The sequence below is a fragment of the Paenibacillus campinasensis genome (assembly GCF_002272015.1).
In the GTDB taxonomy this organism is placed as follows: domain Bacteria; phylum Bacillota; class Bacilli; order Paenibacillales; family Paenibacillaceae; genus Paenibacillus_AQ; species Paenibacillus_AQ campinasensis.
Window position 1 is genome coordinate 94,939 of the sequence record NZ_NPBY01000038.1, and the last position, 12,377, is coordinate 107,315.

At 54.2% G+C, this 12,377-nt stretch carries 8 protein-coding genes; 3 read left to right on the forward strand and 5 right to left on the reverse strand.

Annotated elements, in window-relative coordinates:
• Nucleotides 1-311: 311 nt before the first annotated feature.
• Both CHH67_RS12335 and CHH67_RS12340 read right to left on the reverse strand, forming a co-directional pair.
• Entirely contained in the window at nucleotides 312-6,428 is a 6,117-nt protein-coding gene (locus CHH67_RS12335; RefSeq protein WP_095265483.1) for a phosphodiester glycosidase family protein, read from the reverse strand.
• Nucleotides 6,429-6,728: 300 nt separating this feature from the next.
• Nucleotides 6,729-7,757: a CapA family protein gene (locus CHH67_RS12340; protein WP_095265484.1), complete on the reverse strand. Its 1,029-nt coding sequence runs from the start codon at nucleotides 7,755-7,757 to the stop codon at nucleotides 6,729-6,731.
• A 238-nt stretch (nucleotides 7,758-7,995) separates the two neighbouring features.
• Here CHH67_RS12340 and chrS point away from each other — a divergent pair, with 238 nt between their 5' ends.
• Genes chrS through chrA form a run of 3 tightly spaced genes read left to right on the forward strand, consistent with a single transcriptional unit; the run spans nucleotide 7,996 to nucleotide 9,652 of the window.
• Nucleotides 7,996-8,475 carry a chromate efflux transcriptional regulator ChrS gene (gene chrS / locus CHH67_RS12345; RefSeq protein WP_095265485.1) on the forward strand — a complete coding sequence of 160 codons (480 nt, stop codon included), beginning with the start codon at nucleotides 7,996-7,998 and terminating at the stop codon, nucleotides 8,473-8,475.
• Between the two features lie 47 nt (nucleotides 8,476-8,522).
• Nucleotides 8,523-9,110 carry a chromate efflux transporter ChrB gene (gene chrB / locus CHH67_RS12350; protein ID WP_179292116.1) on the forward strand — a complete coding sequence of 196 codons (588 nt, stop codon included), beginning with the start codon at nucleotides 8,523-8,525 and terminating at the stop codon, nucleotides 9,108-9,110.
• Nucleotides 9,110-9,652 carry a chromate efflux transporter ChrA gene (gene chrA, locus CHH67_RS12355; RefSeq protein ID WP_095265582.1) on the forward strand — a complete coding sequence of 181 codons (543 nt, stop codon included), beginning with the start codon at nucleotides 9,110-9,112 and terminating at the stop codon, nucleotides 9,650-9,652. Before chrB ends, chrA begins: the two co-directional genes overlap by 1 nt.
• Nucleotides 9,653-9,796: 144 nt before the next feature.
• On the opposite strand, the gene CHH67_RS12360 is transcribed toward chrA, so the two are convergent.
• The 3 genes from CHH67_RS12360 to CHH67_RS12370 form a co-directional block, all read right to left on the reverse strand.
• Nucleotides 9,797-10,285, reverse strand: a complete 489-nt coding sequence (locus tag CHH67_RS12360; protein WP_095265486.1) for a cation:proton antiporter regulatory subunit — start codon at nucleotides 10,283-10,285, stop codon at nucleotides 9,797-9,799.
• Between the two features lie 348 nt (nucleotides 10,286-10,633).
• A complete protein-coding gene (locus CHH67_RS12365; protein ID WP_095265487.1) occupies nucleotides 10,634-11,632 on the reverse strand; it encodes a Gfo/Idh/MocA family protein in 999 nt (332 codons plus the stop codon).
• 56 nt (nucleotides 11,633-11,688) lie between these two features.
• A complete protein-coding gene (locus CHH67_RS12370; protein ID WP_095265488.1) occupies nucleotides 11,689-12,144 on the reverse strand; it encodes an acyl-CoA thioesterase in 456 nt (151 codons plus the stop codon).
• Nucleotides 12,145-12,377: the final 233 nt, after the last annotated feature.

Sequence of the window (12,377 nt, forward strand, 5' to 3'; positions counted from 1 at the left end):
ATCCTGTTTCCTTCGGAATCATGCTTTGGCTAGGTCGCAGGCGTCCCTGTATTCATTGTTAAGCGCTTTCAAATCTGGGGTTAAGCTGACATCACTGCAATAGAGACAATAACCACCTCATTACATCCATTATTTTTATATTTATGCAAAAATAGTTTTATGTGTATATCATACACTGGACAACATGTCGAAGTAAGGTGAATTTTGAAGCTGCACATTCCACAGATCAACAAAAAAAGGCCTCTTCTTTCGATCATGTGAACGACCGGAAGAAGAGGCTTCGGACATGTGTGATATTCCAAAATAATAGTTTAATTCATAGTCTCTACTTTCAGCTCATAGAGCAGGTTGTAAATCACCTGGGCACTTTCCGCCCTTGTCATCAGACCGGACGGCTCGAAGCGGCTTGCGCCCCGACCCTGGACAAGGCCAAGTGCATAGGCCTGCTCGATGGACTCCTGCGCCCATGCCGGTGAGGATGCAATGTCGCTGAATGGTACGTTTGCGGTACCGGCCGCCTCGCGTTGTCCAGCTGCGTAAGTGAAGCTTCGAACCAGCATGACGGCCATTTCCTGGCGTGTGATGGAAGCATCCGGCGCAAAGCGGTCTGCCGTTACGCCCTGGATGATGCCTGCTTGCACAGCAGCGGCCACCGCATCCGCGTACCATTTGTCACCCGGCACGTCGGCAAACGATGACGTTTCGCCGGCCTGCAGCTCAAGCAGACGCACCAGCATGGCTGTGAATTCCGCACGGGTTACGGTCCGGGCCGGGGAGAAGTGTTCCATGCTTACACCCTGAACCAGCTGTCTAGCGGCCAAGTCGCCGATGACATCCGCTGCCCAGTGCGAAGAAGGCACATCGGCGAAGTCTTTGGAATAATCGAGTAAGCCATACGTACCGGATTCCTTGATGTTCGCCCTCATAAGCCCTTGCTCATTCACGCCGCCTGCATATTTCAGCTGACCGTCGTCCATTAGCTGATACAGACCGATGCGTCTGCCCGCTTCACTCTGCAGAGGCAATCCGATCGTTAACCTCTCATCAAACCCGGACAGATTCAAGGCGTTCCCCGCCTCATCCACCCATGCAAGGCGAAGATCCAGCAGTTCTCCCACGGGATTAAGTGCTGCCCGCGTGAGCGATGCGGCAGCCGCCAATCGCTGCATCCGCTCCGCCGAAGACAGCGGCTCGAGGGACAGCCGGATCATCCCCTGATCCGATTGCCCGGCTGGCGCAAGCTGAGCCAGCTGACGCAGCAGTTCAGGCGGTAAGGTAATGTACGCATTGCTTGCCTCAATCCGGATCATGCCGTCGCCTATAAGGTCGGCAGCATTGCCCGGGAGTGTCAATTCGCTGATCGCGCCGTCAATGACCAGTCTCGCCTCCCCGTTCACCAGCCTGGAAGTTACATCGTCCGCCGTCAGCGTAAGGCTGCCGGAAGGCAGTGGTCCCGGCGGCGTGACCGGCGGTGTCTCTGGCGGGGCAACTGGCGGTTGTACCGGCGGCTGTACCGGTGGTGCAACCGGCGGCGCTGGCGGCGGATTCGGCGCCGGCACACCCGGTGTATCGCCACGCAGGCGGACCCTGAGCTCATACTCGGCATGGAACAGATCATAAGTGGCGCGAATGACCGTCACGCCTTCTGCAAGCGCATGGACGACACCGGTGTCACTGACGGAAGCGATGTCCGGCCTGCTGCTTGCATATACGACGCCTTCCGTCAACCGGATGCGCGTACCGTCGGTATACACAGCCTCGGTCACCGTCACATCCGTATCACCTACCTGCAGCTCTCTTTTGCCTTGAAGCTCCACATGCTGTACGGTCCCCTCCGGCAGTCGGTCGACCTTCACATGAACATCGGCATACACGCCCGGAGCCGAGACGCTGGTCGCTCTAACCACCGCATCACCGAGCCCCAAGGCTGTAACGATCCCGTCAGCGGACACCTCGATCACCTGCTCCGGCTCCGAGCTGTAAACCGACCATACGACGCTCGCATCAGCTCTCTCCGGCCGAACTGTCGCTTTCAGCGCCTGACTTTCTCCCACGGCCAGCGTCAGTTGATCCGGTACAACTTCGATTCGCTCCGGCACAGGAACGTTATCGTTCTTCGTCAGCGTAAACTCGTCCACGATGCGGCCGTGGATCGTCTTGGCCACATAGCGAAGCTCATCGCCTACAATCTCAATCGATGCATACATCTGGGTCTGCTCTTCATCCACGACCTCATGCCATCCTCTTTCCGTGTGAGAATAGAACTTCGGCCCGGTTGAACCGGCAACGACATACGTCGTGCCTTTGCCGTCTGGAGAAATCTGCTTGTTCTTCATCGGATAAGACCGGACATAGATGTGATCATGACCGTTCAGCACCAGGTCCACCCCATGCGCCTCCAATACCGGCGCCCACAGCTCGCGAACCTCGGCCGTATCATAGATGCTGCCGTATGGCCCGCGGTGGAACATAGCGATTGTCCAAGGCTTATCATTATGAGCCAGATCCCGCTCCAGCCAATCCTTCTGATCCTCCAGCTTGTATTCACTGTTCAGCACGACGAAATGCATATTGTTGTAATCGAACGAGAAATTCGTGCCCTTAAGGTGATCCAATCCGTTGCCAGGCTGGTTGAAGTGCGCGAGGAAATCACCGTTCTCCTTCGTGCCCATCACCTCATGATTGCCGATGGCCGATACCAGCGTCGTGTTCATCAGATGCCCTTGAGCCGCGCCGAACCAATGGTTCCACTGCTCCTCCAGGAAGCCTTTGTCCACCATATCGCCGGCATGAACCATAAACTCCGCATCCGGATGCTCCTGAACAGCCTTGTCCACTGTATGGCCCCAAAGCTTGAATTCATTGGCCGTCGCTGCCTGGGAATCGGCAAAATACAAAAACTTCGTCCGCTCCCCATCGCCGTCGGCGGTCTTGAACGTGCCTTCACCGCTGTAATGACCTTGGCCATCTCCGACACGGTACACATATTCCGTCCCTGGCGCAAGGCCGGCGGCCGTCGCCTTATGGACACGAACCGTGCCCAGATCCAGCGTATGATACAGCTCGCTGCTGCCATCAAACCGCTGTACATTCGGCGCATCAAAGCTTGTAAATGCCGAACGCTCAGCCAGCTCGACCACCGTCCCGGTCGTTCCCGGATCGGTATGCCAGGCAAACATTCTGGACTCGGCCGGATCTTCGCCCATGCCGACGCTGATGTTCGACGGAACCGGACTGCCCGCCAATGGCGAAACGGTGAATTCCGCGGCCTGGCTGTAGTGCTGATCCTTGACAGCCTGAACGCTGTAGGTTCTCACATTCGCCGTGAGGACACGGGTGCTGAGTATGCCCAGTCCATTCGTGATTCCGATTTCCGCTCCGTCCGCAAGAATCGATGCCCCTTCGACCGGCAGCCCTTGCTTGTCCTCGAGCTTGAACTCCGTCTCATAGCCTTCCACGATGCCATCCGCATTCCAGCTAAGCACATAGGCGGTCTCAATCCTGGAGTGCAGCGGCAGGCCATAGAATGAAAACTCGGTGCTGCCTGTATCGACAAAAGATACCGCCCCCGATGTTAGTCGGATTGTGCTCGTGCCGGCCGCATCCCGTTTGACATCATAGCGGATCTGCCCGATCAGGTCCTGATCGTTTAACGCTGCGGTATCGATGTCCTTCCAGCTCACCTTCACCACACCGGTTGTGCTGTTGATATCCGCCTGCACCTGCGATGTGCTCAGCTTCCCTCCCGGAATCAGCTCCAGGTTCTCCACCTTGGACATATCGAATGCGAACTCAACCTGTCCGCTGCGGATGTGCGATGTCCGCACGCCGCCGATATCAACCGTATACGTCCCTCCGGCATACACAGTATCCGGCGTGTCGTAGACTACCCGGGCTGCACCCGTGTCGACTGTAAAATGCCATTCTTCGCTTGTCTGATTGCCCGACATATCGCGCACCATCACCTGGACCTGGTGCACCCCGTCCGCCAGCGGGATTCCGGGCGTGTAATGAATGCGCCCTTCCGGCGGATAGAGCGTATGCGGCACCAGGCTTCCATCCAGGTACAAGCGGATTTTGTCCGGATCAATCAAGGTGGTTCCCGGATTCTTCACCGGATCATATCCCTCGTCCTCCGCATACACCGTGATCGTCGGCGTATTATTGGCGATCACCTCTCCGTCCGCAGGAGAGAAATCGCGCAGCACCGGCGGATCGATATCATCATTGGCCGGGCCGTACAATGCGCGAATTTCATCCACATAGATAACCCCGGCATCCTTTTTCTCCGCTTGGGTCTCCATGTACCGGACCGGCATATCCATCGTGAGCGGAAGCTCTCTGCCCTTCGGCACCGTCGCCTCAAGGTATCTCCAGCCCGTAAAATCAACACCCGTCGTCTGATTGGTGAAATCCAGCGGGATGGCGCCTTTGCTGTCACGCAGCTGCGCACGCAACCAGTGCCGGTTGCCATCGCCATACACCCACATGCTGATTTTCTCCGGGTAACCCGGAATCTGCAAACTGTCATCCAAGGTTTTCGTATGAAGATACGCACCGGAGGTTCCCGTCATTCCTGTAAAATCGTACTCCAGCTTAAGCGAGCCGTTGCCGGAACGGACATAGGTATCCTCTGTTTCAATAGAGACCCGCGTCGATTTAACCTGCGCACCGGAGCTCGGCCTGTAGCGGTCCAGCCCGTTCTCGAAGTCCTCCAACATGACCGGAGGCAGGCCAACATTGACCTCAATCGAAGTTTCAGCCTGACCATATTTCACATAGATTCTGCCGGTCACGCCCTGCTCGTCCGTTGCCGTAAACGTTCCGCTGGCATCAATGATGCCGATATCCCCCTCAGTCCGCCACTCGAACCGGCTGTTATCCGCCTGGACGACCTGTCCGTTTCGCAGCGCCGTAACACTTAGCGTCTCCGTGGAGCCTGAGGCGAATGTCTTGACCGTATCGGCAAAAGACAGCTCGGTCAGCTCATCCACGACCTCGACACGCGCACTGCCGCTTAGCCCCCCGGATTGCACCTTAATGTCCGCAGCTCCCGCTGCGTTTCCGGCTCTGAACAAGCCGCCGCCATCCACGCTGCCCACAGATGAGTCCACGCTCCATACAGGCGTTCCCGTCATCTCTGCCGGATGGAGATTGGCATCCACAGCGGCAGCTTGGAAGCTGACCGTTGAGCCTGTCAGCACTCTTTCCAATGCCGGCGTCACCACAAGCTTGTCGGCTGCGCCTTCAGGCGCTTTATTCACCAGCAGAATGCCGTTTGCCGTCTTGCGCTCACTGCCATCAGAAGGAGAATTAAGCACGGTTCGCTCCGTCGCCCCCGGCAGTCTCGCAACGAAGGTCGAAGAGCCGCCGCCATCCAGGTTAATGGCATTGACGATCCCAAGCTCCTGCAGAATCTCCCCGAGCTGGACGTAGTTCACCCCTTCACTGAAGCCCGGCTGACGCCCGTCGATTTCGAACATGACGATCGAGCCATCCGCCTTCGTGCCAATCGCTGTTCGCGGATGGATGGCCGGATCGGCATGCTGCTGCACAACCCCGTCCTTCACAAGCTGTACATTGCCTCCGACAGCCATCGTGACATCCTTCCATTCCCCTTGCAGCTCGAAGCTTGCTGTGACCTCATCCCCGACCTGGAGCCTGTCCAGCTTGCTTCGATGCTGGCCTGACGCGGACAACACCACCTGGTTGGCCCCGAGCGGGGAATTGCCCTTGTTATGATGGATGGAGACTACTTTCATGGTCAGCGTCTCCCCGCTAGCCACTCTTCCATTCACAACGTCCAGCACCACTTCATCCCCAAGATCATTGGTCATGGTAGACGTGTGGAACTTGTCCGTATATAGAACCAGCTCCTCATTCCCGCGCATCCGGTTGATGGAGGAGAGCGCGCTTGTCATGCCGTTGATGGTGACGCTCCGGCTGAGCGTCGGCGTTCCGAACAGGCTTGTGCCGTCCTCCTTGATGCCGAATGCCACTCTGCTTCCCTGCGGGCTGTTCAGAATCTCTCCCTCTCCCATGAACAGACCGAGCGGAATCCCGGTCGACATATCATAGAAGTCCGCATTCACCGCGGCGATGACCCGATTCCCTTCCCGGTCGACATCGGCCGCCATTTTGCTGACTCCCTCCATACCATATACCTTGCCGTTCGTCATGCCCGGTTGAAGCTCCAGGCTTCCCTGGGACGGCTGAAATTCCACCATATGAATCTTCTGTTCACCGCTGCCTTTCCTCATATTCATCCAGGTGTAGACCGCACCGGGTCCGATCTCCATCCGGCGGGTATCCACAACAGAGGAGCCCTGGGTTGCAGCAGCAGCTTGTCCGACTGGAAGCAGCAATGACAGAACCATCACCCCGCTTAACAGCGATGACAGCATCCTCTTGCTCCTCACGAAATTCATAAATTCCCTCCTTCCAATAATAAAAAGCCCTACCCGGGCAGTATAACGATAACCTGTAAATTCCATCTCCCTTCTTTGTTAATCAATGGTTAATTCTTTCATTCTCCATCGTGTTCATAATAGGACTTACCTTTATCTTAATGAAAATTTATTCCATTAATCAATGATACTTTTGGGTTTTTATTTCATTTCATAGACAGGCATATGGGCAGAATTTCGTAGTTCAGGAGTATAGTTCGAACGACATGTACATGTAACACAAAGAGCCGCAGTCCTGTGACTGCGGCTCCATGCTCCGGATTATTTAGGCTTCACATTGCCTTTGGAATCGATTTTGGCATTGTATGATAGCTTATTCAGTTTGGCAATGAGGTTGTTGTTGTATTTGGAATCCATCAGCGTTGGCTGTCCTTGAATGATTTTTACCGGGGTAACCCGGCTAGTGATCTTCGAACCCTGGATATCAAAATGCACCATCATCGACAGCAATGTCTTGTCTCCCCCGCGGGTGGAGCGATTAAACACAAAGTTGCCGAGGGAATAATAGATCGGTTTCCCCTTGTAATACTCAATTCCCATCAGCGTGTGGCTGTGCGAGCCGATGATGATGTCCGCTCCGGCATCGATCATCTGCTTAGCCATCTTGCAGGCGTAATCCTCCGGATAGTCCGCAAATTCCTGATTCCAGTGTATGTACACAATCGTGACATCGTTGTCCTTGGCCGATTTTTTGATATGGGTGAGCATCGGCTCCATCGCATATGCGCCGGCAACGCCCGGATTATTCTTGCCTGCAATCCACGAGTTGTGCGGAACGACCCGGCTGACGCCGAGCACCGCGATCTTTTTCCCCTTGACGGTTTTCACATAAGGCTTGAAGGCCTCGTCAATGTTGCTGCCCGCCCCCGTATGCCCGATCTTCTGCCGCCGCAGATGAATCATCGTGTCCATCATCGCCTGTGGGCCGTAATCCAGGATGTGATTGTTCGCAAGCGTCACACCGTCAATTCCGGCGTAGACCAGACCCTTGAGGGTATCCGGCTTGGAACGGAAGGCAAAGGTTTTGTCCGCCTTTTTCCCCCGGATCGAGACCGGTGTCTCCAGATTGGCAAAGGCCAGATCGGCCTGCTTAAGCGTAGGTGCTACCTTTTTAAACGGAAACAGGTTGCCGTAGCGCTCGATCTGGTTCCCGACATAGCCATCCAGCAGAATGTCCCCTACAAAAATCAGCTCTATCGGCTCATTTGTAGGCTTGGTGGATGCCGCGGATGCCGCAGACGCCGGAAGAAGCATCATCACGACCAGCACAAGCACCAACCACTTCTTCATTATCGATCGCCGCCTTTCGTGGTGTAGTATCGTGTCTATCCATTCTTATACGCCTTAGACTGGAAAAAGTCGCTAAAGGTTGCAGGAAGCTGGGGTCAGTCAGCGTCCTGAACCGAAAAAAATAATTGAACATGACGATAAATCGCTATATATTTATACATAACGCAATCAATACGAAGAATTTGTTTACGTTTCGAAACCACTAACCCTCAATAATGAGCGAAAAAGGAGATTTGCGATGCATCTCAATTCCGGAGCACACACGCCCTTTCTTATTGATGAAACGGATCGCAGCATTATTGCCATTCTGGGAAAGCATGGACGCATGTCCTACACGGATCTGGCCAAAGAGGTCGGCCTGTCCCGGGTCGCTGTACAGGCCAGGGTACAGACGCTGCTGGAGAACGGCGTCATTGAACGTTTTGCGGCCGTGATCAACCCGGAGAAGGTGGGTATTCACGTATCCGCTTTTTTTAATGTGGAGGTGGAGCCGAAGTACTTGCAGCAGGTCGCCGATCAGCTGGAGCAGGAGCCTTACGTCACCAGCCTGTATCACATGACCGGTCCGAGCAAGCTGCACATGCATGGGCTGTTCGCCGACCATAAAGAGATGGAAATGTTCCTGAACGAGAAGCTGTACCCTCTGCCCGGCATTACGAGCGTGGACACGCAAATTTTGATCAAACGGTATAAAAGCCGGATGGGTATCCGACTGTAAATCTTACTTATCTTAACGGACAGAAAGGAATCATCACATTGAATCGTATAAAAAGCAATCCATACATCGAGCTGACTGTCGGCATGTTTCGAACCGGCATTCTGGGTTACGGCGGCGGTCCGTCTGTCATCCCGCTTATCCGTTATGAAGCGGTGACACGATATCGCTGGCTGAACGACGATGAGTTCGGCGAGGTGCTGGCTTTGGCCAATGCGCTGCCGGGGCCAATCGCCACCAAAATGGCCGCCTACCTCGGCTATCGCGAGAAGGGTGCGCTCGGGGCCGTACTGGCCGTGCTGGCGCATATTCTGCCTACCTGTATTGCGATGGTCGCACTGCTGTCCGCAGTCACTGTGCTGAGCAGCTCCAAGATTGTAGCCGGCATGATCGCTGGCGTAACGCCGGTCATTGCCGTGATGCTCGGAACGATGGCGTATGAGTTCGGGGAGAAAGCCGTCAAGGGGCTTGGCCTATACGTTGGCATCGGCATGTTCATCCTGTCCTTCCTGCTGCTGGAGGCGGTGCAGATCCATCCGGCCATCGTCATTATGCTGTTCCTGGCATATGGAGCGGTGCATTTCCGCGTGCTCGCGAAGCTGAAGAAAGAGCGGAAGAACAAGGAGGGATCGGCATGATGGAAGATTGGCTGCAGCTGTTAATCAGCTTTTTTGTCGCGAACGTCCTTGGCTACGGCGGAGGCCCGGCCTCCATTCCGCTCATGTATAAGGAGATTGTCACGAACCACGGCTGGCTGAACGATGTGGAGTTCTCCAACATGCTCGCGCTTGGCAATGCGCTGCCGGGGCCAATCGCCACCAAAATCGCGGCCTTTGTCGGCTACGGTGTAACCGGCTGGCTCGGCTTCATTCTTGCCATTGCGGCCACTGTCGTACCGTCAGCCATGGCGCTGATCTGGCTGCTGAACCTGCTGCAGAAATACCGCAGCTCGCCTGTCGTGAAAGGCATGACCCTGCTCGTGCAGCCGGTCATCGCCATCATGATGCTGGTGCTGACCTGGCAGATCGGCAAGAGCTCGGTCCTCTCCATCGGTTACCTTCAATTTTTCGGAATTGCAGCGGTCGCCTTCTGGGCGATGAACAAACGCAAAATCCACCCGGCGCTGGTGATCGTCGCGGCCTTTGCTTACGGCGGGCTGGTGCTGTCCCAGACGATGTAAGGTGAGGCAGGTTGGGAGTTCAATTCTGATAGAAGAAGTATTCAGGGAGCCGGACCGGATTACACAACAAAAAAACGCCCGTCACCAAACCGAATGCCTAAACCTAGGCTTCTCGTTCGTCGACGGGCATATCGTATTTGTTCCTTATCCATGGGCCAGCAGCTCTTTCAGCTGCTTGATCTGCTTTCGTTCTCCGGCAAGAACAAGCGTTGCACCAGCAACCAGTTTATCGTCCGGACCAGGATTAATCTTCTGCTCGTTTCTCTTTATAATGGCAATGATGTTGGCACCAGTCCTGGGACGTACCTGAAGTTCGGCGATGGATTTGTCCACACATTTGAAATGCGGCTCAATCCGCGTCCACTCAATCATCAAATCTTCCAGCGTGACCTCAATCGTCTCAAGCGCTCTTGGTTTATATGTCATGCCGCCAAGAATTCCGGCAATCTGTCTGGCTTCGTCATCCTCCAGCGTAATCTGGGAAAGGGTCTCCTCCGGATTATCGTTATCAAAATGGTACATCTCTCTGCGGCCATCGTCATGGATAACAACGACCAGCTTATCGCCGGACCTTGCCTGAATAAGGAACTTCTTCCCAATCCCCGGCAAATCGGTTTCGCGAATAATACTCATCTGGTAATCCTCCGTTTTCGTGTAATCAGCGCTACTAAAAGCCAATACTCCCTATTACGGATCAGCCTGAGCGAATGTTTCAAATTTCGCCGTCCGCTTAATCCATCTCTTCTGCCTCTGGAGCAGCAAGAAGGATCAGTGCATCAATCTGCGCTCCAGAAACTCAATAATACCCTGAAATATCCCGAACTTAAAGACCATTTTTCAAAAAAATCCGTGCAACTTTATCCAAACCGGGCAGCCATAGTGCCATTAAGCGCAACAGGAAAGTTCAATAGCTTATTCTTTCCATATCATTAAATTCATAACCGTGATCATGCGGACCAGCCAAACCGGAAATTATTTATTTTATTTCTGAACAAGCCGGTCTGCCGGGAACACAAGACCGATCTGACGCCGCGCTTCCTCCATAATCTCCGCCGTCACCAGGGAGTTCGTCCAAGTGTTGACCGCACTTTCCCTCTCTCCTCGATTCAGCAGGTCGATAAACTCCCGGGCTTCGTAATACATCGACTCATGCTGCTGCAGCTGTGTCAGATTCTCCACCGTGCCGTCGCGATAGTGAATTTTCACATCATAGGGCTGGTTGATCTTATCAATGAGCATCGTCCCGTTCTCTCCCTGAATTTCGGCAGGCGCATAGGAATCGCTGATTTTGGAATGCATGATAACCCCGTCCATTTCCGGATAGGACAGAAGCAGGCTGCCTTCCCCGTCCACGCCCGAGGACAGCATCACGCCGGATGCCTGAACCGTGTCAGGCTTGCCGAACAGGGTCACCATCGGATAGATACAGTAAATCCCAAGATCCATCAGAGAACCGTTGGAGAACTCGGGATTAAAAGCATTAAGAATTGTCCCCTGCTTGTAGGCATCATAACGCGAAGAATATTGGCAATAGCTTGCAAAATAACGGCGAATCTGCCCCAGCTTGTACAGATTATCCCTCACCGTTCTGAAATTCGGCATCAAGGTCGATTTCATCGCTTCCATGAGCAGCACATCATAGGTTCGGGCTGCGTCAATCATCCGCTTCACCTCAGCCGTGTTCGACGCCATCGGCTTCTCACACAGCACATGCTTCCCATAGCTCATACACAGAACAGCCTGATCTGCATGAAAGGAGTTCGGGCTTGCAATATAAACCGCATCCACCTCTCGATCTTCCAGCATATCCTCCAGCCGGGTGAACACTTTAGGCTCCGCATATTTGGCGGCAAAAGCCTTCCCCTTCTCCTCCGACCTTGAATACACCGCTGACAATACAAATTCCTCCGTATCCAGTGCGGCTTGAATGAACCGCTCGGTAATCCAGTTGGTTCCGATAATGCCGAAACGGACGGTCATCGCATTCACTTCCTTTCCCCTGTTTATCCGTGCTTACGTCTAATACACCACTTATGTTACTTCCAACCTTCGAATGCAGCGATCTTCTCCCGCGCCGTCTCCGGGATCGGTGTGCTCTTGCCGGTCGCTGTGTCCACCAGCACAATCGTCCCTCGTCCGGCAGCCTTCAGCTCGTCATTCACAACCACCGCATAATGAACATCCATGGAGGAACGTCCGATCTCCGCCACCTTGACATGGAGCTTAAGCGGGTCCCGCAAATATAACTGGGCTAAATACTGACATTCCAGATCGGCAACAACCGACACCTGCTGCTTGCTGAACAGCTCATCAGTCAGCTCCAGATTCTCGAAGTATTCAATTCGCCCCTGCTCAAAGTACATAAAATAACTCGTATTGTTCACATGACCGAGAATATCCGTCTCACAGTACCGGATTTTGATCGGAATCGAAAATTGGAATGAATCCAGCCAGGTGTTCGGGTCCGGCGTCATAAAGCTTGGTTTTCTCATGATGATCCCACCTCCGGTAATCAAGGCTCCTCTTCAGAAGCCATCACTTCTACAAGAATATAGAATACAAGCAGTGCCCGTCAATAGAAGAGGCGGGGGAATGATGGTTGCTCCATGCCGCTTTGTACCGTTATCCCTTTCGTTCAGGAAGCTCCCTGATCCTGCGGGATCATGCTGCTGAGCTTGGCGTAACCGCTTCTCGAATATCCGGACAGCGAGTCGTGCTCCAGCCA